This window comes from Fusibacter bizertensis (assembly GCF_029914245.1).
Taxonomy (GTDB): Bacteria; Bacillota; Clostridia; order Peptostreptococcales; family Acidaminobacteraceae; genus Fusibacter_C; species Fusibacter_C bizertensis.
On record NZ_JARYZI010000003.1, the window covers coordinates 67,886 to 93,058 of the forward strand.

20 protein-coding genes are annotated in these 25,173 nt (G+C 33.6%); 6 read left to right on the forward strand and 14 right to left on the reverse strand.

Translation table 11 applies throughout. The annotated features are described in order from the left end of the window. Window positions 1-50 precede the first annotated feature (50 nt). Window positions 51-761, forward strand: a complete 711-nt coding sequence (locus tag QE109_RS05565) for a tRNA lysidine(34) synthetase (protein ID WP_281093424.1) — start codon at window positions 51-53, stop codon at window positions 759-761. 447 nt (window positions 762-1,208) lie between these two features. Here QE109_RS05565 and QE109_RS05570 read toward each other — a convergent pair whose 3' ends face one another. The 3 genes from QE109_RS05570 to QE109_RS05580 are packed head-to-tail and all read right to left on the reverse strand — an operon-like array spanning window position 1,209 to window position 8,370. Beyond that, entirely contained in the window at window positions 1,209-2,264 is a 1,056-nt protein-coding gene (locus tag QE109_RS05570) for a flavodoxin family protein (RefSeq protein WP_281093425.1), read from the reverse strand. Continuing rightward, the gene (locus QE109_RS05575) at window positions 2,246-3,463 is read right to left on the reverse strand and encodes a lactate/malate family dehydrogenase (protein ID WP_281093426.1); all 1,218 of its coding nucleotides are present in this window, start codon (window positions 3,461-3,463) and stop codon (window positions 2,246-2,248) included. The genes QE109_RS05570 and QE109_RS05575 overlap by 19 nt, the downstream gene beginning before the upstream one ends. Before the next feature lie 5 nt (window positions 3,464-3,468). After that, window positions 3,469-8,370, reverse strand: a complete 4,902-nt coding sequence (locus tag QE109_RS05580; RefSeq protein ID WP_281093427.1) for a cytidyltransferase — start codon at window positions 8,368-8,370, stop codon at window positions 3,469-3,471. A 131-nt stretch (window positions 8,371-8,501) separates the two neighbouring features. On the opposite strand from QE109_RS05580, the gene QE109_RS05585 reads away from it, so the two are divergent. After that, complete coding sequence (locus QE109_RS05585; protein WP_281093428.1) at window positions 8,502-9,119, forward strand: hypothetical protein; 618 nt, start codon at window positions 8,502-8,504, stop codon at window positions 9,117-9,119. 1 nt (window position 9,120) lies between these two features. Here QE109_RS05585 and QE109_RS05590 read toward each other — a convergent pair whose 3' ends face one another. Beyond that, window positions 9,121-9,963, reverse strand: a complete 843-nt coding sequence (locus QE109_RS05590; protein WP_281093429.1) for a YihY/virulence factor BrkB family protein — start codon at window positions 9,961-9,963, stop codon at window positions 9,121-9,123. Window positions 9,964-10,108: 145 nt separating this feature from the next. On the opposite strand from QE109_RS05590, the gene hflK reads away from it, so the two are divergent. Continuing rightward, the gene (gene hflK, locus QE109_RS05595) at window positions 10,109-11,047 is read left to right on the forward strand and encodes an FtsH protease activity modulator HflK (protein WP_281093430.1); all 939 of its coding nucleotides are present in this window, start codon (window positions 10,109-10,111) and stop codon (window positions 11,045-11,047) included. Then, on the forward strand, window positions 11,047-12,105 hold the full coding sequence (gene hflC, locus QE109_RS05600) for a protease modulator HflC (protein ID WP_281093431.1): 1,059 nt from the start codon (window positions 11,047-11,049) through the stop codon (window positions 12,103-12,105). The genes hflK and hflC overlap by 1 nt, the downstream gene beginning before the upstream one ends. 65 nt (window positions 12,106-12,170) lie before the next feature. Here the strand turns inward: hflC and aroF are convergent, their stop codons facing one another. Continuing rightward, window positions 12,171-13,025, reverse strand: coding sequence for a 3-deoxy-7-phosphoheptulonate synthase (gene aroF / locus QE109_RS05605; RefSeq protein ID WP_342637113.1), 855 nt, complete (start codon window positions 13,023-13,025; stop codon window positions 12,171-12,173). Further along, window positions 12,961-13,470: a DUF2179 domain-containing protein gene (locus QE109_RS05610; RefSeq protein ID WP_281093433.1), complete on the reverse strand. Its 510-nt coding sequence runs from the start codon at window positions 13,468-13,470 to the stop codon at window positions 12,961-12,963. Before QE109_RS05610 ends, aroF begins: the two co-directional genes overlap by 65 nt. A 140-nt stretch (window positions 13,471-13,610) precedes the next feature. Between QE109_RS05610 and QE109_RS05615 the strand changes: the two genes are divergently transcribed. Then, window positions 13,611-14,252, forward strand: a complete 642-nt coding sequence (locus QE109_RS05615; RefSeq protein ID WP_281093434.1) for an NUDIX hydrolase — start codon at window positions 13,611-13,613, stop codon at window positions 14,250-14,252. Window positions 14,253-14,571: 319 nt separating this feature from the next. Beyond that, a complete protein-coding gene (locus tag QE109_RS05620; RefSeq protein ID WP_281093435.1) occupies window positions 14,572-15,678 on the forward strand; it encodes a PilZ domain-containing protein in 1,107 nt (368 codons plus the stop codon). Here QE109_RS05620 and QE109_RS05625 read toward each other — a convergent pair. The 8 genes from QE109_RS05625 to QE109_RS05660 form a co-directional block, all read right to left on the reverse strand. Further along, entirely contained in the window at window positions 15,656-16,594 is a 939-nt protein-coding gene (locus QE109_RS05625; protein WP_281093436.1) for a TIGR01212 family radical SAM protein, read from the reverse strand. The two genes, QE109_RS05620 and QE109_RS05625, sit on opposite strands and share 23 nt — an antisense overlap. 4 nt (window positions 16,595-16,598) lie before the next feature. Beyond that, window positions 16,599-17,795 carry a [FeFe] hydrogenase H-cluster maturation GTPase HydF gene (hydF, locus tag QE109_RS05630; RefSeq protein WP_281093437.1) on the reverse strand — a complete coding sequence of 399 codons (1,197 nt, stop codon included), beginning with the start codon at window positions 17,793-17,795 and terminating at the stop codon, window positions 16,599-16,601. 33 nt (window positions 17,796-17,828) lie between these two features. Beyond that, window positions 17,829-19,244, reverse strand: a complete 1,416-nt coding sequence (hydG, locus tag QE109_RS05635) for a [FeFe] hydrogenase H-cluster radical SAM maturase HydG (RefSeq protein WP_281093438.1) — start codon at window positions 19,242-19,244, stop codon at window positions 17,829-17,831. Window positions 19,245-19,255: 11 nt separating this feature from the next. After that, window positions 19,256-19,516 (reverse strand): TM1266 family iron-only hydrogenase system putative regulator, encoded by a 261-nt coding sequence (locus QE109_RS05640; RefSeq protein WP_281093439.1) that lies wholly within the window; start codon window positions 19,514-19,516, stop codon window positions 19,256-19,258. Between the two features lie 266 nt (window positions 19,517-19,782). Next, on the reverse strand, window positions 19,783-21,885 hold the full coding sequence (locus tag QE109_RS05645; protein WP_281093440.1) for a sensor domain-containing diguanylate cyclase: 2,103 nt from the start codon (window positions 21,883-21,885) through the stop codon (window positions 19,783-19,785). Window positions 21,886-21,888: 3 nt separating this feature from the next. Next, the gene (locus QE109_RS05650; RefSeq protein WP_281093441.1) at window positions 21,889-23,088 is read right to left on the reverse strand and encodes a M20 metallopeptidase family protein; all 1,200 of its coding nucleotides are present in this window, start codon (window positions 23,086-23,088) and stop codon (window positions 21,889-21,891) included. An 18-nt stretch (window positions 23,089-23,106) separates the two neighbouring features. Beyond that, complete coding sequence (gene alr / locus QE109_RS05655) at window positions 23,107-24,234, reverse strand: alanine racemase (RefSeq protein ID WP_281093442.1); 1,128 nt, start codon at window positions 24,232-24,234, stop codon at window positions 23,107-23,109. Between the two features lie 102 nt (window positions 24,235-24,336). Then, the gene (locus tag QE109_RS05660; protein ID WP_281093443.1) at window positions 24,337-25,032 is read right to left on the reverse strand and encodes a Crp/Fnr family transcriptional regulator; all 696 of its coding nucleotides are present in this window, start codon (window positions 25,030-25,032) and stop codon (window positions 24,337-24,339) included. Window positions 25,033-25,173: the final 141 nt, after the last annotated feature.

Sequence of the window (25,173 nt, forward strand, 5' to 3'; positions counted from 1 at the left end):
GATTTATTTTAATATAACCGTTTAGACTAAAACTCACTAAGGATAATTTAATGAATAATATTTTAGGAAGTATGCGCAAGACGATTCAAGAACAAGAGATGATTCAGCCAGGAGATAGAATCGCAGTTGGCTTATCGGGTGGTAAAGATAGCATGGCATTATTGCATGAACTTAGCCGTTTTCAAAAATTTAGCCCTATTCCTTTTGAACTTGAAGCAATTACAATAGATATGGGATTCAACAATTTCGATTTGGATGCTGCTAAAGTGTTTTGTAATCAATTGGCAGTTCCATATAGGATTGAAAAAACAGATATTGCAAAAATTGTATTTGAGATAAGAGAAGAGAAAAATCCATGTGCACTCTGTGCAAATATGAGAAGAGGTGCACTTTCAAAAGTGATGAACGATAGAAACCTTAATGTGCTTGCGCTCGGACACCATGCAGACGATGCATTATCAACTCTATTCCTCAATATGCTTTATGCTGGAAAACTCAATTCGCTAGAATATAGTTCATATTTGTCTAGAACAGCCATCACCGTTATTAGACCATTTCTCGATACTGCTGAGGCTGACATTATTGGATTTATAAAAAGTAATTGCATTCCAGTTTTAAAAAGTCCTTGTCCTATGGACCGACATACCAAACGCGAAGATATGTCCCAACTTTTAAAAACTATTTATAAAGACAATCCGCATAGCAGGAAAAATTTATTAACTGCTATGAGAAATGAAAATCAATGTAACTTGTTTAAATAAATTTATTTCTAACTCAAAAACTAATAAAGTGCCTCTCGCAATTCACATGAGAGGCACTTTACTTATTTTCTTCAATAGTTTCTAACACTTCTGGTGGACTCACCCTTTCTTTTTGAGCTAAGCTCATTTGACCAGTTCATTGTTTACAAATCATTTTTATCAATTCGTGTTATCTGTCTTAAACCTCGACCCAAAATATATACTTGAATCCTCAGTGATTCACAACTTGGTGTGCTTTTCAAAACAGTTGACATAACACGAACTCGTTACAAGAATCTAACAAATTTTCTTTTAACATAACAATTCTAACACGTTTAGTAATCTGGCGGACTCACTCCTTTGTATATAACCTAGAATGGTTGCTTTAACTACGTTCCATATGAAATTGTTGAACTGGTTTCTTATTCTTATTATACCACATTTTTTAAAAAAGCAAAGCTTTTTTTACTATTTCGAAACAATTTTGTTTGTTAATTTATACACACTGTTTACATAATCATCAACCCTTTGTTCTATATCACTTACCACCATAATTTCACCTGGGTCATTGGCTATTGCCATTGCAGCAAAATGTGGTGGCAGCCTAAATCCTTTATTGATAGTTAAAGCACCAATTAATTGTCCTGCTACAGAATCATTGCCTGAATTACCAGAGACAATAATACTTAGAATATATTTTTCATTAAAACTAATTGAACGATATAATGCCGTCAATCTATTTATAACTGCCATTAATTTTGCCGAAATGGCATCGTTATAATTGGGGCATATCCACACAACAATATCAGCTGTTTCAATTTTGGGATACAGATCTTCAACTACAAAACCACCGTAAAAACAACCTTTCTCAAGTGCATAATACATACAGGTTTCAAAACTACAGCCGTAACAATCTGATATTTTGCCCTCTTCAACATGTAGTTCATCAATATCCATCTTTATTCCTGAAAGCTTTGCTTTAATCATTTCCCAAAACATCAAGGTATTTGATATATCTTTATGACCAGCATGAAGAACAAGAACTTTCAAACGCTCTCGAGAAATTGTTTCGTATTTTGCTAAGCGATGTAAGAGTTTTTGAATCTGTATCGCTTCAATCTCTTCCAAATTCTCATTGAGTGTTTTTGCCCAAGTTTTAAAATTTTGAAAATTTGCTACACGTTCGACTATTGGATGTCCAATAAATTCACAACCCAATTGATTTGATAAAAACATAAATTTTCTCGCATATGACTTTGTATAACATTCTTTTGGCGAGATGATAATTAAAGCACCAATGATCTCAGCTAGCTCTGAACAATTATCAATTTCAACCTTTTTCATCTGTAGTCGCAAATAGTCATTTGCTTGTTGACATTCACCTATTTCATCCAATTCGATAACAAAAACAACTTTTTTACGAGATGTTTTTGCTACATTTTTGGTCGTTGAATTCATTACTTTAATCTTATCAAGTAGGGTCAACTGATGATTAGTAAAATCCCTTATTTCAATGCTGTCCATAACTCCTCCAAATGAGAATAAGTTCTTTTGACACGCTTTAATAATGTATCTGATAAAACTAATTTTTCAAATTCAACAATGTCATCAAAACGTCTATTTAGTCCTCCCCAGTATATTCCACTTAAATAATTTGCACTATAGTGAAACTCTCCTTTTAACATCTTAACTACAGAGTTGGCACCTGAGGACAACGCAGGAGCAATGTAAGGTTTAAAACCAATTGCTCTCATGTCCAAATTAGAATGTATAACCTTTTCCGTCAGCAACTCTGAAATTTCTTGATCTACATTGTTATAGTTTTCGGTAACAATTAGGTCTTTACCATGTGGTCCAAAAGAACGTCCTGTTTCTCTATAGTTATACCCTAGTACATCACTATAATATTTTGCTCTAGCATCCATAACCCCAAGTCCAAACCCAACAACTTGCTCAGGTAATAACCCCTTAAAATCCTTAATATTTCTATTTTCATCGGTATTTGAACTTTCATAAACCTTTTTACACAGTAGGTCCACTGGATCTGAAACGACTCCAAATATTCCTTTAAAGTTAACCTGTCTTGCCTTCTGAGCATAGATAGATATCAACTTAGCATTTTCTTCAAATTGAATCATTCTCACATCTTTCACAGTGTCACCAACTGGTGGTACAGCCTTAGATGCACAGAATAAGAACAAGTCTGTATCAAAAAGTTCTTCCATCTCAATCGCTCTAATTTTAAGAGACGGGTTCACATCAATTTGATTAAGTTCCATTTCATATCGTGCTTTAACAGCAGGATTAATATCATATATCCCGAGTTCATCGATTATGTCACCGCCAAGTAACTTTATACCTATCGCTAGCAATCCACCTACATCGCCGAGTCCCAACATAGTGACTCTTTTTTTTCGTTTATTTGTTTTTGATTTAGTTAAATTCTCAAGATAAAATTCTAGTGAATCTACCCCATAATGGTGTTTAAGTAAATTCAAGTTAATAGCAGGAATTAATTTCTTATTTGAAGTGTAAAGTTGATCAAGTGATTCAGTGATCACCAACCCTATTTGATCCTCATCAATTTCTGTGATACATTTTGTCGCATCAAGTTCTGCTCTAAAAACATATATTGGGTCATACGAATCTTTGCACTTTTCTGAAGTTAAATCAGTTGTTTCTTCTGTAATTATTTCCCAATTTCGATAATAATATTTATTCATTTTCCCTACCCTATATAAATTGATTTCATTTTTCTAAGTTGCTCTAGATCGTCTTTGATATATTCAGATGGCCTTATGTTATCTGCGTAAAATATGTGCTTACCCTTATCTGGGTATCTAGGTGTATTTAACACTTCGCCGAGACGATCTATCGTCAACAACCTGTCATTAAGCCTTTCATAGGCTATTTCAAGTGCTGACATGATTTCTATCGCATTAATCAACGCAGTTTCAGAGACATTATAAATAGCTTCTTGTGAAGCATCCATAATATAAGAAGCAGACGAATACGGTAGAATCAAGTTAACTGAATTAATTAAATTACTATCGGGAATACTGCCTCTCCAAATTGCATCACCATCAATAAAAGGATACAATTTACTTTCGTAAAACCACACTTTAATTTTAGGTATAAAGTAAGCTGAATCCACATTAATATTCATTGATTCTGCAATTTCTTTTCCTTGTCCCGACATAATTGCTACTATGAATTTCTGAACTTCTAAGTTATATTTTTTAAAATAAGGTTCCAGTGCTTGTACCCTATACCCTTTATTCAAAAGGTCATCCACAAGAATAACAGGTCTATTAAACGATTTTAGCATTTTAATTTGATTCTCAATGTCCAAGTAAAATGGATATTCTTTAATCTGATGTGTTAATAAATCTGGTGAAAAATACTTTTCAGCATGAAGCGTCTTAGTTACTGTATTTGGGATCAACCAACGTTTAAAAACTGCACCAAAAGGAACACACATTGCACTGCCCACCGTTTTAGGAATAATCGGTACTGTAGGCATCTGATTTTCTTCACATACCTTTTTAATCAAGTTTTCATAGATCATCGCCCTGTCAAAGTTGAGTACTAGATTTCCAGGATACAATCCCGTGAGAGATTTTTGAAGTCTATGACGTGCTCTAGACATCGCTTGTAAAATATCCTGAGAACTTCTATAAGGCTCTTTAAACATCGAGTGGATATCCAAATTTAAGGTGCATGGCGACGACATATTCACAACATGAACATGTTCGTTGGTCTTATTCGATGAAATATTTACAAAACCCTGCAGTTCTAATACATCAATTACGTCTTTAGTCGTATTTGATTTCAGCCCTTCTTTAAATACACTGTAGGTATAATCTCTCGATAGGGCATGTGCTAATGTTTCAGTCAACATAATTTGTTCCACATTTCTAACATCAGTCCCTTTGCGTTTGATAATTCCATCAATTACAGAGATTCTACCTATCGATTGGGTTCTAATATATCTGATGATATTTTGATCAGAAAACTCATGGTGAATTTCCGTTGCTCTCAACCAATGAGAAATACTTATAGCAACAATTTCACCACTTCTCTCTAAACTTCTAAGTACATAGATTTTGAAACTCTCTTTAGTAGCTAAATCCTTGATCTTAGCAATCGTCTCAAATGCATCTGATCCAATTAAATCGATAAACTCTTCATATAAATAATCACTTACATCATCAAGTACTTCAAGAAAAATAGATTTAGTCGTCATCATACTCTTGAACATTGGTTCGCGCTGATACAATCCTTTTTCATAGATATAATTTTGCGCTAAAGGTTCAATCAGTGTTGATATATCTCTTTTTTCATCAATAGAATCTCTAATTAGTGTTGAACTAATATGTTCATAGTCTTTGGGAAGCGTAAATCTCAATGAATCAGGATGAAGCATTTCAAATTTTTCATCTAGCATAAGATGTGCATCATTAGATTCATGATCTGCAAATCTCTCATATACAATATGTGGTATCTCGTGTATCGTTTTCTTTTCTTCTCCTTTGTAAGCAGACGCATTGAGCACAACATCACTGCCTACAACAAGAAATATTTCTGAATCTGGAAACAGTGATTTAAGTTTTTTTAGATCTTCATCATTTGCGATATTGATTGAAATATCTCTAGGAAATTGAAAAATATCGATTTCACTAGCAATAGATTTTTTGATGATATTTCTTCGAATCAAGTTAGGCTGTGTTCGTTTCGACCACGAAAATTCATCAACATATAACGTCACCTCGAACCCTAAGTTTTTTATATCATTGGCAATTTGCTTATGACTTAAAGTAAAAGGATCAAAAGCACCAGGAAAAAATGCAATCCTCCTATTGGGCTTTAATTGAATCGGACCTAAATGGTGACTGAATTCTGATATAAAACTATAAATATATTTTAAGCTTGCAGTATTATTATAAAAAATCAATTCTTCAGTCTCATCTGTGTTAATCATCAAAGACATTACTTTCTTAATCACCAGTTTATATAAATATTCTTTCTTACGTAAACTTAAGATTTTATCTGTCAAAACATCTTTTGCAATCACTGAAAATGCCATTTGATTCACATAACTTGAACCATGCACAAAGCCATTGAAAAGCACTCCAAACAACCTTAATACTCTGTGATTATGGTTTTCAACAACCTCTTTAAATGCATAACGATAGTCAGCATACTGAGCAATAGCATACCCAACTGTCTTTTCAATAAGTGCAATGAGTTTATTGTTATTTGTACTCATTTTCTTCTCGAAACTTTCTATGATTTCATCAAGTTCTTTAGGTTTTACTTGTAGGATTATTTTACCAAGATATGGTGGAATGTACTTGGTGAATTCATAGCTTTCCATCTCAAGAGCACGAATGAGTTCAACAGCGATATCGTTTTTTTGTTCATACGATAGATGTGGTACTAGATTAAGTAACATTCTACCAGCTGTATTTCGAACAGATTCAAGCGCACTGACTTTTAACAAATTGCATAAATGCATCGCCATATAAAAACAATTTTCATAATCATAAAGCAATGTATTGCGCATTAACAACTCAATTTGAAATCGCTTTGCAACATCAATTGTTGCCGATTTAAGATTGCTCAAAAATATATTACTTGTATACTGTAAGTCATCTTGGCAGATAACCCTGAAATGTTCAATTACATTTTCTTCAAGTTTTAAGTTTTCAGCAAGCTTAAACCGCGCATAATTTTCAGCTGGATCATCTAAAGCACTTGGATAACCAACTAAAACTCTAGCAACATCTGCTTGTTCTATTACCTCTTGACTTGCATATGGCAATATAGAGTAGATTAAATTATAAGCTCTTAATCTCACTTTAAAATCTTCGTCTGTTAGCAGATTAGATACAAAATTTAAAATGGTATAAGTTTGCTCATGCGTAAACTCAGAAAATGGTAAAATCCTTGCAGCTTTAATTAAATAAAATCTAATCACTTCGTGATCACTATATTCCGTAAAAAAGTTAACCGTTAATTCAAAACTTTTAATGCGTTTTTCATGTCCACTTAAGTGTTTAAAATAGGCATCTAACATATCGCGCATGCTATAACTGATATATTTTTTATGCCTATCTATTATCTTATTTTCTGGATTAATAAACTTATCAATAAACGTCTTCAAAAGACCAATCGTGTCAAGAATATTGGTTTCAATTTGAGCACTTGGGGGTGTCTCTTTCCTAATTTCTTCATCATATGAAGCTATTATAGTACCAATTAATTCTGCACATTGCTTTCTAATATCCTCTTCTGGTAATACTAATTTTTCATATAAGAAATTAAGCATTATTTGCTTCTGCTTCTGAGTCAAATAATTATAGTATTCTTCTAAAATCGCAATATAGCCTCTTAAACTCGTTAAGTCTCTACTATTACGAACTGGTTCTAACATCTTATTAAGAGAAGCTTCATCTCTAAGTCTATACAAAAGTTCAATATTATGCTCTATAGAAGAAAAAATAACATTTTGTGTAATCTCAGTACCTTGCATTAGTGTAAAATATTTTCTTTTATTTACTACAGCATCAGGTACAGATTGGTCGTAAGCCTCATTGGGTTCAGTTTTTATTCCCAAATCAATCAGAAAATCTTGAAAATCTCGCAATTTAGCATAAACTCGCTTGTATCGATTTTCTTTAGCCTCATCAACATTATCTAACTTATCTAAAATGACATCAAACGAATCTTTAAGGTTGTAAAAATGCATATAAGATTTATGATTAATTCTTTCAGCTTTCACCCTAAAATCACTGTATATCAAAATCAACGACTCAATTGGTAAAGCATCAAGTTCAAGATCCCAAGTAGAATGGTTAATTGCTACATTTCTAATGTACACAATTCCCCTTTTTTCAAACCACTCACCTGTGTAAAAATAGTGATAATATGCGACTCTATGCATCTCGTCAACTTTACAACCAAACTTTCCAACATCATGTCCTATTGCTGCACCTGAAACTCTTCCTAAGTCAATAGGAAAACCAGCATTTTTTAACTGTCGTGCTGTCTTCATAGCGAGATGATTTACACCACAGATATGATCTAAAGTCGTATAGCCAATCACTTCTTGGTTTAACTTCATCATCTCATATACATAATCATGTTGATATGCATGCTTAAACAGTAGGTATTCCGACTTATCTTCCAGTTGTTCAATTTCACTTTCCGTTAATAGTTCCAGTGGATACTGACTTTGCCATGTACCATCTTTCGATTTCATTTGCCAATGCGCGATAATTTTCAACACACGAAGATAAACTTCAGCCATTCTGTTCTTAGAGACATCTAAAGAAATAGCCACAGCCTCTGGAAACGAAAACTTCAAACTATATTGATAAAAATATTTTAACCATTCATCTTCTCCAACTTCATGGATAAAAGACTCAAAAAATGGTGACAATAATTTAAAAACATCTTTGCAGTGATACTTGTTTTCATTGACCATCACAATAAGTTGCTCTTTAAATCGATCATCACCTGTTAAATCTACTATTTTTTTGCGTGTTAAACCAAAGTTTTTCAAAAATGATCTATTCAATAATTCCTTTTCAATTTCCCCTAAGATAATTTGTACACGATTGATCATCACTCCACCTCATGAATTATAATGATAATATTATTATACCATAATCCAAAGTTCGGAAACGTTCTTAAAGAAACTAATTATTTTTAGAATTTATACCGATATATCTATTAGCAGTGAAAGGAGGGAGAATTATGTCTAATATTACTAAAAGCAGTGCCATATCAAATTATCGTAATGGTCCAACTAGTAAAGTTAAGAGTACGCGATCTAATCAAATTGTCACACATGTATATGGTAAAGGTGAGACACATAATACTCCCAATCATCGTTCTGGAAATGAACAGTTTATTGTAGATGCCTTTTATTCAAATGCACATAATTTAAAAGCTTCTTTTGTCAGACTGTCATCACATGACACAGATGAAGACCATATCAAAAATTATTATCGAACCCACGAAGAAGAGGTTCTTTCAGGAGCAGAAAGTTTACTTGAAGCCATAAGAAACATCGTAGAATCAAGTCGATCTTGCGATAGAATCTACGGTACCCATTTTGGTTTCTTAGTAGAGAGCATTCTCAATGATTATGAAAATCAACTCTCGTCTATTGGAATTACACATAAAAGCTATAATTATAGCTTAAACAAAAATATATTTTTCAATGTTATTTGCACATCACCAGAATCTTTTAAATTTTTATTTAGGTTACCTGATGGTATGATGGAATTGCTAGCACGTGTTTATCTCAAAATCCAAGGAATAACTGATAGCACTAGAATTCAAGGCCGAATTATTGATTATAGAACTTGATCTACTGCTTTACTTTTAGGTAGTGTATGGCATTGATTTCAGCTCCTATAATTATAATTAATGACAAGAAATACACCCAAACCATAAAAGCAATTACAGCTGATAACGAGCCATATAAGATCGAGTAATCTGTTAACTCTCCAACAATTTTGGAAAAAACGAAATTTGTTGATATTGAACCAAAAATTGAAAATATTGCACCTGGCAAAATATCAGCTAGGTGCATTTTTTTATTGGGTAGAAATGCATAAATCGAAAGTATCACAATTACAAAACTTGACATTAATAGTATATTTCTTAAAAAATGAGCCAAATCTAACCAATATGAATCAATTTTAATGGTGATCATTGTGTTGAGAAATTGAAAAACACTTTGAAATACCGTTGGTACCATTAGCGAAAGAACAATAATCAGGGTAAACATAAGTGTGTAGAACATTCCCATTAATTTTACCATAAAGAAGTTTCTTGTTTCAGTCACTTCATATGACATGTTGATGGATCTTTGTAGTGCATTGACAGCTCTCGACGCAGAATATAGCATCAAAACACCTGAAATAGAAAGAACAGCAACACCTTCAGTAGAAATAGTTTGACTTATAAAATCTGCAATCATTAAACTGATGTTATCGGGTATAAAACGTTCAAAGATTTCCATTGCATAATCATAGTTAATTTTGAGCTTAGATATGATAGAAAGTAAAAAAATTAATAATGGAAAAAAAGATAGCACAAAAAAGTAAGCCATTTGTCCTGCAAAAGCTGTTAAATTATGTGTCTTGTATCTTTGATTTAATAGTTTTACAAATCCAAATATTCTTTTAAATGGTAATTTTCCACTCATTATTGCCTCCGTTAATAGTTTCATAAGACTTTTTTAATGTCTATCCCTCTTATTCTACCTTTCTTTTTATCAAAAGTTAATTGTAATTTTCGTCGCTAGCGCATAAACTATTAATAGAGCAACGTAAAAATAACAGGAGGCAACTATGAAATCAGGAAAATTCTTTATACTGATTCCACTTGTCATCGTCATAGCAGCTGTTTTTTTAGGCAGTTATTATACGCTAGACAACGCAGAGGAAGCAGTAATTGAAAGATTTGGTAAACTAACAAGTGTTAATACCACAGCAGGTTTACACTTCAAAGTCCCATTTATTGACAAAGTAATCATCTACAACACAAACGAAATTTATTCACTACAGTATGGGTATAGACCTTTGAGCGCTGCTACTACGGATTCTGCTGCGACTTATCAAGATGTTGATAGTGAAGCAATCGTACTGACCAAAGGTTCATACCTCATCAATATTGGAGCAGTTATCCAATATAAAATTACTGACACCGCTGCATATCATTATAATGTAGATGATCAGGAAGGCACAATTAGACTTGCTTTTGAAAGTGTTTTAAGAAGCAACATCCAAAACCAACTTTTAGATGAAGCTTTGGTAAACAAAGATAGCATTGCAAATGAAATTATGCCTGACTTAATACGTAAATTAGCGAAATACAATGTGGGCATTACACTCCAAGAAGTTAAATTGACAGACGTTCTTCTACCAGAAGATGTTCAATATGCCTATGATGATGTCAATATCGCTTCAAATGAAAAAGATTCTTATAAGAGTCAAGCTGACAAGTATTCAAACGAAATGTTACCAAAAGCACGTGCAGAAGCTTATCAAATGATTCAACAAGCTGAATCTTACAAAGCAGAAAAAGTTGCACAAGCAAAAGGTGATGTCACTAACTTTAACCAAGTATATGATAAATACAAAGTTTCTAAAGAAATCACTAAAACAAGACTCTATATCGAGACAATGGAAAAAGTGCTTTCAACTGTTAAAAATAAGTTCATTATTGATTTTGATAATGATAATGTACTTAAATTCTTACCACTCCAAACGAATGGAGGTGCTCAATAATGAATATTAATCAAGGTGAACCAAAACAAGAATCTCAAGAAAAAGTAAATTCATCGTTTGGACAAGATATAGGACCAAAATTTAAAACTGCTAAAGAGCATGCTAAAAAAGGCTTCTTCTCAGTGATAGTTTTTATCATTATCTTTGCTTTACTCGTTGTACTTGCAAACAGTTTTTATATTGTTAGAGAAGATGAAGTTGCGACTGTAAGAGAGCTTGGCGAGATTAAAGCTGTTATCGTTGACTCAAATAGCAATCTCGCTCAAGAACAAAATGATCTTGACTCAAGATTTAAAGATGTAAAAATTGATAAAGTAAAAGGTTTAAAATTTAAAACACCTTTTATCACAACTGTAGAAAAAGATACTAGCAAATTATTAACATATGTATCAAACACTGCGAAAATCAATACAAAAGACAAAATCAAATATGAAATTAACATGTATGCACAGTGGCAAATTACGCATCCAGGCATATTTAGATCTTCACTTGGAACAGTAACAGGTGCTAACACAAAAATTGATGAAATTGCATATGCGGTTATCATTGATAGAGTAAATCGTTTAAGCAGTGATGATTTTCTAAATAATAAAGAAGCACTCTCTAATATTCTTCAAGAAGCTATGGATGAACTTAATACAAACCTAGCAACGCAAGGTATACAATTAACAGATATTGATGTTTATCGTACAATTGTACCTATATCAAATATCGAATCAACTTATAAAAAAATGGTTGCAGAGCGTGAAGCTATTGCACAGCAAATTAGATCTGAAGGGCTTGAGATTTACCAAAACACTGTAGCTGATACAGACAGAAATGTAGCTCAAATCAAATCAAGTGCCATCGAAGAATCTGAACAAATTCGTGGTGAAGCTGATGCAACTGCTCTCGAAATTTATGCAGATGGATTCAGTAAAGACCCAGATTTCTATGAATTCTGGAGAACATTAAAATCATACGAGATAACAATAGATGCAGATACTGTGATGTATATTGATAAAAACAACAGTTATCTACAATACTTCTCAAATGGTGTTAATTCTTTAAATCAATAAAAAACTAAAGGACGCATATAGATGATCTTTTTTCATCTACATGCGTCCTTTTCATATTTAATCGATTATTTTAGCAAAGCTATACGTTTGGTGATTTGTTCCAACTCCCCTATGTCAATCGTTTGATCCTTATCGGAAATTGACTGTTCAGGATGAGTATGTGCTTCAATAAGTAAACCATTTGCCCCACACGCTATTGCAGCTTCCGACATAATCCCTACAAGTGCTCTAATACCTGTACCGTGACTTGGATCAACTATAATTGGATAACCTGTCTCCTTTTGTATAATAGGAACAGCCGTTAAGTCTAGCGTATTTCTAGTGTATTCTTCAAACGTTCTTATCCCTCTTTCGCAGAAAATGATGTTCTCATTGCCAGCTTTAGCAATATGCTCAGCTGCTAAAATCCATTCTCTAATCGTTGCACTAAATCCGCGTTTTAAGAGAATTGGTTTCTTAGTCTCTCCTACAGCTTTCAGTAAAGAATAATTATACATATTCCTTGATCCTATTTGAATGATATCTACATGCTTTATAAAAGCATCTAAATGCTGTGTATCCATTAGCTCAGTAACAATCGGTAGTCCTGTTTGACGCTTTGCCTCTAATAGGTATTCCAGGCCTTTTATGCCCAATCCTTGAAAATCATTTGGATTAGTTCTAGGCTTAAATATCCCACCTCGCAACATATTTGCACCTGCCGCTTTTGCCGCTTTAGCGATCTGTATAATTTGATCCTGACTCTCCACAGAACAAGGTCCAGCTATTATTATTGCATTTTTTCCACCGATTTTTATACCATCTATATCTATTTCTCTTACTTTAAAATTTGAATTCATTATCTTCCTCACTTGACTATTTGCGCACAACACCGTATCCGCCATAAACTGCCTTCTTATCTGAAACCGTGATAACTGCATTGTCTTGAACGGATTTGATTAAGTTTGCACATTCTTTGATTTTTTTTCTTTGTACGTACATTAAAAGAACGTATCTAGGGTGGAATTTCCCTTCACCTTTTAAAACCGTTACAGCATAACCTTTGTCTCTCAATGCTTTTACAACTGGTTCACCATGTTCATCTTTTAATATAACCTGCATTTCAGCTAAACCGATACCAATTTTCTCTTCTATCCAACTGCCAAGATAGTTACCCACTGAAAAACCAAGTGCATAAGCAACTATTTTTAAAGGGTTTTCCATAATATTATCAAGAACTGTACTTACCAAAACCACCCAAAGTGACACTTCGAAGAAAGCAATGATTGCGCCAATTTTTCTCTCGCCTTTTGTGATCAGAACCATTCTAACAGTTGCCATTGAAACTTCAATTACTTTTGCAAATACGATAAATAAATAAATCATTCTTTGTCTCCTTTTAAATCAATCTAGACTAGTGTTTTGAGTTTTGGGTATAATATAGTATTATAAGAATAGTACAGGCTTTGATACTGTACCATTATACATCATTTTATGGTGATTGAGAACATAACTAGGAGTATTAAATGATTGACACACTTATAGATTTAATTCAAGGACACAAACCAAATACAAGTGGTGTAAGACGACAATCATCAGTTCTTATACCTTTAATATTAAGAGATGGGTGCTGGCATCTGCTTTTTGAAAAAAGAGCCCTTACATTAAAATCACAACCTGGTGAAATTTGCTTTCCAGGCGGTTCAATTGAGGAGATCGAACATTCAAGAGAGGCGGCTATAAGAGAAACATGTGAAGAACTAGGGATTCTCGATTCTGATATCCAGTTGATTGGACAAATTGATTCTATATTAACCAGCTTCGATATGATCATCCATTGTTTTGTCGGTATTATTAAGTATGATTTTGACAAAATTCCTTTTTCGAAAGATGAAGTAGATCATATTTTTACAGTACCCGTTCAGTATTTTGTTAAGCATCAGCCAACGACTTATATAATTGACTCCAAATTTAAGTTGTCTGATGATTTTCCTTATCAAAGTATTCCCGAGGGTAAAAATTATAATTTTAAGACCATGAAATATCCAGTTGTTTTTTATGATTACGAAGATTATACCATTTGGGGTTTAACCGCTCGCATGACCGAGCAATTTATCAATATGCTAGAGCAAAGTCACATTGATGCTTTTATTTGCGATCAACCCTAAAGTTTATGATTTGCCAAATATAAAATGGACTCTCACATAACACATGAAAGTCCATTCACTGGAATTTGGCACGAATATTTGGTTCATATTCAGTTGTATTATAAGATTCTTTCAATATAAGCATTCCTCCTATTTAATCAAAAACAAAGTAATTGGTATCATTTTAAAGCTTGTAGGAAATACTCATTCATTATTTGAGGCCACTGCCTCTTACGGACGTCCCAAATTCCATCTATAAAAAACCAAAGTGGTTTGTTATATTGACTTAATACCCCTTTTGATGAGAAAATAAACAATAAATTGTACTGGAGGTATCGCAATGGAGCTATCAAATATATTACTACCCTCCCACTCCGTGGAAGTTACCGTATCTGTAAGAGATGAAAATTTAAAAGCAACAGATTTAATACTTAGAACGGTTATTGAGACTGGCTTCAAAGACGGTGTATTTAAGATCATAGCCCCAATTTATCATGGAAAAGTATATAATTTCCATATTGATGAATACCTACTCGTTACATTTTCATCACCAGATCCGTCTAGCAAAGACCTATTTTCGGTAAAATGTCGAATAGTTGATCGCAACTTTGCACATAATTTATCTACCATTAAACTTATGGTAGTGGATAAACCTACAAAAGTTCAACGTAGACAATCTTTTAGAGTTAATATATATAATACTTACACCTTTAATTTTAGAAACTCTAATTACGAGTTAATGACAAAAGACATCAGTTCTTCTGGCATGTTGGCTTTATCCACAATTCAATTGCCTAGTAATACTATAATAGAAATTACTTTTGATGCCAATCCTAAACCTAAGGAAGCTCTTGACTCTGACTACCAAGATTATAAAATATTTAAAATAAGGTGTCGTATCCTCGATAGCATGCCTCAAGTAGAAATTAGACGCTATCTAAATCGTATCCAATTTGAGGGGTTAACTGAAACTGAGTCACAATTTTTAATACAATACCTATACGCAAAACAAACTGAGATTCTACATCTCAACCCTGAGATAAGTCAAAAGATCACAAGCTACTTTGATCATGAAGATGATAACTTTATAGATATCTATTCAACTGAATACAAAAGATTACAAGTATTTGGTCTTATTGGAACTGTCGGAATATTTATTGCATTTGTAATGCTTCTTTTTTCAAGACCTAAGAAAATGTATGTTCTAGATTATTTTTTTGATTTTTATCGCCCACAATTTTGGAAAAGTGAATACCTTTTTGGCGCTCTCATTGTCGCTATTATAATTGTGATTCTCGATCTTATTGGGTTAACGTTAAACCTTAGGGAAATAAGAAAAAACAACAGCACGATTCATTGGCCGTTACTTTTAACACTAATGATTGCACTCTCTATCATTATTTTTGTGTATATCGTAACTTCTATCAATCAACTACCATTGTTTTAACTTGATCGCCTTGCATGATTTCCATCGTGTTAAGGCGTTTATTTATGTGATTAAGTACATGTCTTTTATTAAAAATCCAGCTTGGTGCTAACACATCTTCTTTTTTACCATCACCAGTTAGTCTATGAATCACAATTTTGGGGTGTAGTTTACTTATCGCTTCACAAATCCATTCTATATACTCTTCTTCATCGAGTAGTTCAAATGGCCTTTCACTATAGATCTTTGCCAAGGGCGTATTCTTTACAATATGAAGCATATGAAGTTTGATACCAAAAGGTTTTATTGCAGTTATATAATCTATGGATTTTAAAAAATCCATCTTTGTTTCATTGGGTAAACCTGCAATTAGATGCACTACAACTGGTATTCCTGCGTTTTTAAGCAGCTGAAAAGTCTTTTCAAATGCTATCATATCATAATGTCTATTGAGCCAACCAGCACGATCATCATGAATGGTTTGAAGTCCAATTTCTACCCAAAGTACATTAAACCGTTTAAAAAGTTCAATATGCTTATCATTTACACAATCTGGTCTTGTCGCGATGACGAGTCCCTCTACTCCTTCGCAATTTAAGGCTTCTCCATAGAGGTTTTCTAAATCTTCTAAAGGCTTATAAGTATTGGTATAACTTTGAAAATACCCAATATAACCACAATCATTCCATTTTGAAGACAATAATTTTTTCTGGCTCTCTACTTGCATAGCCAAATCTATATTTTTACACTTTTCACCATTTACAATTAACCCTGAAAAATCACCAGATCCTTCTTCAGAACAAAATACACATCCCGAACTTGATAATGTGCCATCTCTATTAGGGCAAGAAAAACCTCCATCAAGTGAAAGCTTAACCATCTTCTTACCATATGTCTTTTTCATATAATCGCTCAAACTATTATAGCGTTGTATCACTTAATCACATCCTGTCTTTAAGGATTTCTATACTCCTTTCGAGAATACCTGAAAAATGAGCCAAGGTCAAACCATAATTGGTCATTGGAACCTCAACTTGTTCAGCTTGATCAATACGTGTTAACATCGTTTTGCGATTTACCATACATGCACCACAGTGAATTACCACATCATAAACTGACAGATCTGAAGGAAAATCATGTCCCATTGCAAACTCAATTTTGATATCAGGGCTGATATGATCATGAATCAGCTTTGGAATTTTTACCCTTCCTATATCTTCATGAGAATGATTATGTGTACAATTTTCACTGATCAAGACTTTAGAAGTACTGTCTAAATTTTTTAACGAATTGAGTCCATTTAGCAATTTTTTAATGTCGCCCTTTTGTCTTGAAAATAGAATCGAAAATCCGGTCAAAGGAATGCTTGGAGGCACTATCTTACTCACTTCACGAAAAGCTTGTGAATCAGTAATAACTAAATCAACTTTTTTTAGCTCTGAAAGTGTATCAGCAAGTTCAGTATCTCTCACCACATGACATTTAATGCCATGATCCAAGCAATCACGAATGATTTGAACTTGAGGAAGAATAATTCGTCCCTTTGGTGCTTCAGAATCAATAGGAACTACGAGCACAACTGTACTGCCATATGGAAGAAGATCACCTACAAGTGGTGCTTCTTCACTTAAAGTATCTAGTTTCTTCATCAATACATCATTAAGTGCATGAATATCGCTTAACACGCCACTGTTGATGAGTTGAAATTCTGTATTTAAACCTTCTAATTTCATACTTCCTTCATCTGTTAAAAGGTCTTTTTTATTAACGACTAAAAGATGTGGAATATTAAATCTTTTGAAGACATCTACCATACTGTGATAAGCAGTAATGTCTGGATTTGAACCGTCCATCACATAAAGAGCAAAATCTGTTCTACCTAGCATTTGCTTAGTTTTCTCAACTCTAAGTGAGCCTAGTATGCCCTCGTCATCCAATCCAGCCGTATCGATGAAAACAACTGGTCCAAAAGGAATGAGTTCCATCGCCTTAAAGACAGGATCAGTGGTAGTTCCTTCAAAAGTAGAAACCACAGCGACATCCTGACCAATAATCGCATTAAACAGTGATGACTTTCCAGCGTTTCTATTGCCATAGATTCCTATGTGAACTCTATTTGCATTTGGTGTTTTATTCATAATAACTCCTTGTATAGTAAACTTTTTATTAAGCTATAAGAAAATATCTCGGACACCATCGTTTAAATCTTGAATGCCCTTTACTACGGTTTCTCTTGTTTTAACATCACTAATTTTCTTAATTTCTTTATCAACAAATTCATCTACTTGGATATTTAAGGCTTCATCACCGAAATCTAATGCATATTCCTTTAAAGTCATCAAAGCATTCGGTTGACATACATGTTGAATTTGTCCTGACTTAGCAAGGGACATAAAGCGATCTCCTGTTCTTCCCATTCTATAACAAGAGGTACAATAACTCGGTATAAAACCAGCTTCAATCAGACCTTTAATCACCTCTACCGGTGATCTCTCATCTGATACTTTAAACTGTGCTACTTCTTTAGGGCCCTCTTCACTTTCTTTATAACCACCAACACCAGTACATGAACCTGCACTTAGCTGTGAAACACCATGATGAATTAGCTCATCGCGAATCTCTTTTGTTTCTCTTGTTGAAAGTATAATACCTGTGAAAGGTACTGCAATTCTTAAGATTGCAACGATCTTTTTAAAGGTCTCATCATCTAGTATATGATTGAATTCATTGAGCTCCATTCCTTCTGCTTTTTTGATTCTCGGTACGGAGATGGTATGGAATCCAACGCCATAATTGTCCTCTAAATGCTGATTGTGAAGCATTAACGCAAGCACTTCAAACCTATAATCAGACAAACCGAAAAGCACTCCTGCTCCAACGTCATCAACACCAGCTTGCATTGCTCTATCAAATGCAGTTAAATGGTATTCATAATTACCTTTTAAAGATCTAGGGTGCATTTCTAAATAGGTAGGTTTGTAATATGTTTCTTGAAATAATATATAAGTACCAATTTCAGCTTCTTTCAATTTTCTGTAATTCTCTACTGTTGTAGAAGCAATATTGACATTTACTCGTCTGATGTTACTTTTTGCTGTCGCTTCATCGTAAATAATTCGAAGTGTATCAATTACGTAATCAATTGTACAATTTACAGGATCTTCTCCCGCTTCGAGCGCAAGTCGTTTATGTCCCATACGTTCTAAGATTCTTACTTCTTCACGAATCTCTGCTTCATTTAATTTGCGTCTCGGAAATTCGTTTTCACGTTTATAGCCGCAATAGACACAATTATTAACACAATAATTACTCACATAAAGGGGTGCAAATAAAACAACCCTATTGCCATAGATTGATTGCTTAATGTCTGATGCAATTTTATATATTTTTTCAAGTTGCGAAGGTGAATGTGCTTGTAATAAAACTGCTATTTCTTCAAGTTCTAATCCCCTTTTTAACTTTGCTTTCTCTATAATTGTATCGATAACTTCATCAGTAGCATCTTTCGTTTTTTCAAGCACTGATTCAATTAATGCATGATCAATAAAATTTGCTTCACCATAGTTCTGATCGCCATACTTTGCCATATCTTCCTCCATTAAGCTTCAATTGTCTTTTTCGAAATTGAAGTTTTCACTGAAACATGTTTTAAGTTACCCAACTTTCCTGTTAGACTATTGATTTCATCAACAGTACCTAAAATAATAATCGTAACAACCGATAAACCATACTGATCAAAAGGGATACCAGTACGCCCTTTAACGATACCTCTAAACTCAGCGATAATCTCATTGAATCTTTGTTGTACATCATGTGGTTCTTCTAATATCGCACTTATAACTGCTATTTTCTTATCCATATATCCCCCAAACAACTTTTACGCATTATATGTTATCAAATGTAATTAAACTCATAAAAAAACCTTCTCCAAGGAGAAGGCTAAAGTCAACATGAAACAACCCTAATAGGGTTAAACTATAGCTCCTGCCTTTCAATTCAGATAACTCTTTCTTGTTAGGTGGAATATGGAAATCACACATTCTAAAGAAATTCTCGAGAATATGATCTTGTTAATAGTTTATCAATACCAGACTTATTTGTCAATAATATGTCAAACTTTTAAACTTAAAATCTTGTTGCCCTAACTTGGTTTCTACCTTTCCGTTTTGAAATGTAAAGTGAAATGTCTGCACCTCTCAGTAAGTCATCTTCATTTAACAATTCATTAGATGGAGAAAAGTGCGCAAGACCAATGCTTATGGTTACTTTTTCACCGATACCCTTCTCAATATGTGGCATATCTGCTAAATCGACTGACTTTAAAATATCATATGCGATACTTTCAACTTTTGTTTCCTCTAAATCTTGAAAAACGACTAAAAACTCATCGCCACCATACCTATAGATATATGGGGTATAGTCTAAACAGATTTTTGTGAGGATCTGAGCTACTTTTATAATTACATTGTCTCCCTCAACATGTCCATAGTAATCATTGTATTCTTTAAAATAGTCAATATCGCACATCAATGTTGATATCGTCATCTTTTGATCATTGAATTGGCTTAAAATTGGTTTAGCATCTTGATTGAGTGCATATCTATTGAGCAATTGGCTTAGTCCATCTTTTTTTGAAATAGTTTTCAGTTGTTCATTGAGCTCTCTCATTTTAGCAGTTTTTAGTGCGTTAGCTACTGCGATGGCAATATATGATGCAATCGCTCTTAACATATCTATCTGCAAATGATCAAAGCCATTAATTGTATACTTTTGAAGTGAAAAAACACCGATTACTTCTTCATCATCAATTAAAGGGGCATAATATACTGTTTCATAAGGCACAGTTATGTCTTTAAAATTCTTATGCAACGGTTCAAAATCATCTAGCACCATATGACTTAGATAGCCTGTATAATGATCTCTTTTCTTCCTGACAACCCAAGTTCCCATACTACTTTTATTTGAAAGGGGCACATCATAGCTCTGATTAATGACACCTTTTTCATATGTGATTCGGTTAAACAGTACCTCACGGTTTTTGTCATATAAGCCAATTACCAATGCATCAAATTGAACAAAACTAGCAAGTTTTCCAATTATAATCTTAATTAGGGCATCATAATTTAGTTCCTTAGAAATATCTTTAGATACTTCATTGATGAACTTCATATTTTCAATAAGTCGATCTGTATTATTTTTTAGTTGTTGTTGAAGTTCAATATCAATTCGTTCTTCATGCTGATACAAACTCATCTGATATAAATTGCTTAAAAGTTGCTCATCCAGTACAATTATACGTTTATAATTCCATTCTATTTGAGGATTGATTTCCATATATTGAGCAATTTTATTGACATGCATTCTCGCTTCTCTCTCAAGTTCAAATTCCGCTTGTCTCTCGGCATCTTCGCATAATTTTATACCGATCTCAAAAGCACGTTCATAATCACACATTTCAAAATAGATTTTGCTCCTCAGCAATCTCGCTTCATTGATCCCTACAATATCTCCGATTTCTTCAAAAATATTTTCTCCATTTAATGTAGCTTCAAGAGAATATTTTAATTTTCCTTCGAGTATCGCTATCTTAGCTTTATTAAGAAAAGTGATCCCAACATATTCTTTAACTTCTGGTTTCAAAGTAAGCATCGCTTCCATCTTTGACATATGTGTTTTTGCTTGTTCCAGATTATTACCATCAAAATATAAATTGATAATATTATGCGTTATGAGAAAATACAGTCTATAATTATGCTCTCTTTCTGCTGACTTTTGAGCTTCTAAATAGTACTCAACTGCTCGATCGTTCATCTTAATGGTGCCATAAAGTATCGCAATATTGTTGAGAATCCCACTTTTAGCGGCCTCTATCTCTAACTGTTGCGAGAGACGTAAAGATTGATGATAATAATTAAGTGCAATATTATAACGCCCATAATAGCTGTTAATATTTCCAAGCAAATTACAAAGTCTTCGCTTAATATTGTGTAGTTGTAATTCTTCAGCTATTTTCATTGCCTCAAGTGCCTTTTCATTGGCAGATGAAGGTTCACCAGTGCTCAGTAAGTAAGTAGCAAGATTTACAAGTGATCTGGCTAGCACCGCTGGTTCATCTAACGCTTGACTAAGTGTTATCGCTTCATCAATCAACTTTTTCTTGGTAACCAAAGTGATAGCTTCATCATTTTCAATTTGATCGTTAATGTTATTAATTTCGCTGATTTTCAACTGCTAATCACCTTCTTTATTATTATTAGATAGCGCATTAATGAATTTAATTTGAAGATAAGTTCCCATCACTAAGCACATCTCATCAATATCAAAGTCTTTCGTATGAAGTGCTCCATTGGGTTGATCTTTTACGCCGCAACCCAGATGATAAAAAGCGCCCTTTGCCTCGTCTAAGAAATATGAAAAATCTTCTACTCCTAATGATGGCAATTCTTTTTCATGTACTGATTCGATACCTAATGCTTCATGCGCCTCACTTCGAATAATACTTGTCACTTCCAAATGATTTACAAGAGCTTTGTAACCTGGTTCAAAGCTCACCTCTCCAGTAGCGCCATAATAATCGCAAGTTGAAGTTACTAGATTTTCAATCTTATCTTTCAAAAAAAGCCTAGTCTTTTCATCTGTTGTACGCATTCCACCTGAAAAAACAACCTCGTCTGATATAATATTGTCTTTCACGCCACCGTTTATTTTTCCTATAGTAATCACAGCTTGATCGAGAGGTGAAATCATTCTTGAAATTAAAGTTTGAATAGACACAATCACTTGAGCTGCAATTACAATAGCATCCACACCTTGCTGGGGATATGCACCATGTGCAGCTTTTCCTTTAATCGTTATTGAGAACGAATCAGAGGCTGCGTTAAGTTTTCCATCACGAATCTCTATTTCTCCAACTGGCATATAGGGCATAACGTGAAGTCCAAGCATATAACTTACATCCGGCGATCTCATAACACCCTCCTCAACCATACGTTCAGCTCCACCTACAGTCTCTTCAGCAGGTTGAAAGAAAAACTTCAGATTACTTTGAAGCATTTGATTCCGTCTTGAAAAGTACTTAGCTACACCTAATTGAATCGTCGTATGTGCATCATGTCCACAAGCATGCATTACACCTGGTATAGTCGAGGCATAAGATGAGATGCTTTCTTCTTGAATTGGTAGAGCATCAATATCAGCTCTCAAACCAATTGTTGTGCGACTATTGTCTGAGAGTAATACCGCACAAACACCAGTTTCTGCACTTGGGTAATTATTAATTCCCATTTCATTTAATTCATCAATTATGCGTTCTTGCGTTGTGAACTCAAATTCACTTAACTCGGGATGGCTATGAAATTGTCTCCTCAACGCTATTAGCCAATCTTTATATCCAATAACTTCTTTATATATAGGATCATCATAGTATTTCATATTTACTCCTTATTGGCATCAAAATCTATCCATATAGTCAATTCGCGTAATATTTTCTTCATCCAAAATAAGCCTTGGAACTCTTATTGCAATTCTTGCTAATAATTCATTTCGATTAGTTTGTGCAATTTTGGCGACTTCAGAGAGTGTCGGTGCATGTTCATCGAACAATATAACTTCATCACCCACACTTAATGATGGTAATTCTGTTACATCTACCATGCACTGATCCATACAAAGCAAACCAATAATAGGTGCTTTTTGCCCATTGATAACGACAAATCCCGCATTAGATAAATTTCTAGGTAAACCGTCGGCATATCCAACTGGTAAAACTGCAAGTGTTGTCTTTCGTTTTGCTACGAACAGATAGTCATATCCAACACCTTCTCCTATCTCTAGATATTTTATCTGAGAAATATTAGTTTTAAAGCTCATCACGGGTTTAAGCTCAAATGCTGTTTTACGGCTACAATATCCGTATAAAATTGCGCCTAACCTTACCATATTATAATGCTTGCTAGGATAAGCAACTGCACCAATACTATCACATGCATGTTTAATCGGAATATTTACTTGTAGCTCTTTTAGTTTTTTTAATAGCTCATCAAACTTATCAAACTGCTCTTCATCTGCTTCAACATTTTTTAGCGCTAGATGGGTAAACAATCCTTCAATTTCAACAAATTCATAATTCTTAATCTCCAGCACGTCACTTATGAGTTTATGGATCTCTTTATACCCCAATCGATTAAACCCAGAATCAAATTTCAAATGAATTTTTGCAACTTTATTATCATATGATGCATTTAGATTTAACTTTCGCGCATCTTCCAGATCAAATATTGTTAAAGTAATATCGTGCTTAACAGCAAGATCATAATCTTCCTCAAACGTTTTTCCCATAACTAAGATCGGACATTCAATCCCGTGATTTCTAAGTGACTTAGCTTCAAAGATATTGGCTACTCCTAGATAATCCACTCCCAATTGCTCTAATTTTTTTGCGATACTTACAAGGTCATGTCCATATGCGTTTGCTTTTACGATACCTGCGATTTTTACATTTTCTGGCACCATTGCTCGCATTGATTGATAATTATGACTTAATGCAGATAAGTCTACCTCAGCTCTAGTTCCTCTCATTATCATACCTATCCTTACTTCTTATCTCTTAAATTTTAACATTTCAGCCTGTATCATTTCAGTTGAAATTATATCATCACAAATCGAATTGATTATAATCGCTCAAATTACTTTTTTCAGAGCTTCAAGATCGAGGATCTTAAAAGACGATTTGTGAAAATCAATTAAGCCTTCATCTTTCATTTTGCCAAGTTCGCGCGAAATTGACGGCCTTGCGACATTAAAAAAATCTGCTAGTTCATCTCTATTCATAGGCAATGAAAACACTGAAGTATCTTGTATTTGCCACTGTTCAATAAGATAAGCACTAAGTCTTCCTCTCAAACTTCTAATTGAAAGATAATCCACTTTCCTGCTAAGCAACAATGCTTTCCTTGACATAATTTTCAACATGTTTTGAATCAATATTTGATGTGAATCACACATTTTTTCACATCTTGTTATGATGTTTTCAGGCGATACAAAAACGATTTCACTATCAAATTGCGCAGTAACATTAACTGGCCAAACTTTTTTCTCAGTAAAACTAATCATCTCACCAAACATATCACCTTGCCTCAATACGGTTAATATCGCTCTATTTCCAGCAATATTCTCCTTGGCAATGACGGCCTCGCCTTCAATAACTATACCGATGCCATAAAAAGGTTCTCCAGCTATTGCTATGCTTTCATTTTTTTTATACCTATGAATTCTTGGATTAAGACATTGGATCATATTGTGAATACCCGCTTTATCGATTCCCTTAAAAAGTGAGGTTCCGAAAAGACAATCTATTACTTTTTCTTCAATTTTCATAGTTAACTCCTATTAGTGTATATACTCAAGCATAGCATTTTTAACAAAAATTTAAAAGTCGATTCAAAAATAAAAAAGCGATTTCAGTGCATATAATTAGATTAAAAAAAGAGTCATATAGGAGAACTCCTATATGACTCT

Bases quoted from the DNA above. Each gene is read 5' to 3' on its own strand.
- hydF (WP_281093437.1), bottom strand. From the start codon at position 17,795: ATGAATAAAACACCAAATGCAAATAGAGTTCACATAGGAATCTATGGC.
- QE109_RS05615 (WP_281093434.1), top strand. From the start codon at position 13,611: ATGATTGACACACTTATAGATTTAATTCAAGGACACAAACCAAATACA.
- QE109_RS05660 (WP_281093443.1), bottom strand. From the start codon at position 25,032: ATGAAAATTGAAGAAAAAGTAATAGATTGTCTTTTCGGAACCTCACTT.
- QE109_RS05570 (WP_281093425.1), bottom strand. From the start codon at position 2,264: ATGGACAGCATTGAAATAAGGGATTTTACTAATCATCAGTTGACCCTA.
- hflK (WP_281093430.1), top strand. From the start codon at position 10,109: ATGAAATCAGGAAAATTCTTTATACTGATTCCACTTGTCATCGTCATA.
- QE109_RS05575 (WP_281093426.1), bottom strand. From the start codon at position 3,463: ATGAATAAATATTATTATCGAAATTGGGAAATAATTACAGAAGAAACA.
- QE109_RS05640 (WP_281093439.1), bottom strand. From the start codon at position 19,516: ATGGATAAGAAAATAGCAGTTATAAGTGCGATATTAGAAGAACCACAT.
- QE109_RS05580 (WP_281093427.1), bottom strand. From the start codon at position 8,370: ATGATCAATCGTGTACAAATTATCTTAGGGGAAATTGAAAAGGAATTA.
- QE109_RS05610 (WP_281093433.1), bottom strand. From the start codon at position 13,470: ATGATTTATTTATTTATCGTATTTGCAAAAGTAATTGAAGTTTCAATG.
- alr (WP_281093442.1), bottom strand. From the start codon at position 24,234: ATGAGAGGAACTAGAGCTGAGGTAGACTTATCTGCATTAAGTCATAAT.
- QE109_RS05590 (WP_281093429.1), bottom strand. From the start codon at position 9,963: ATGAGTGGAAAATTACCATTTAAAAGAATATTTGGATTTGTAAAACTA.
- QE109_RS05620 (WP_281093435.1), top strand. From the start codon at position 14,572: ATGGAGCTATCAAATATATTACTACCCTCCCACTCCGTGGAAGTTACC.
- QE109_RS05650 (WP_281093441.1), bottom strand. From the start codon at position 23,088: ATGAAATACTATGATGATCCTATATATAAAGAAGTTATTGGATATAAA.
- aroF (WP_342637113.1), bottom strand. From the start codon at position 13,025: ATGCAGTTATCACGGTTTCAGATAAGAAGGCAGTTTATGGCGGATACG.
- hflC (WP_281093431.1), top strand. From the start codon at position 11,047: ATGAATATTAATCAAGGTGAACCAAAACAAGAATCTCAAGAAAAAGTA.
- hydG (WP_281093438.1), bottom strand. From the start codon at position 19,244: ATGGCAAAGTATGGCGATCAGAACTATGGTGAAGCAAATTTTATTGAT.
- QE109_RS05585 (WP_281093428.1), top strand. From the start codon at position 8,502: ATGTCTAATATTACTAAAAGCAGTGCCATATCAAATTATCGTAATGGT.
- QE109_RS05565 (WP_281093424.1), top strand. From the start codon at position 51: ATGAATAATATTTTAGGAAGTATGCGCAAGACGATTCAAGAACAAGAG.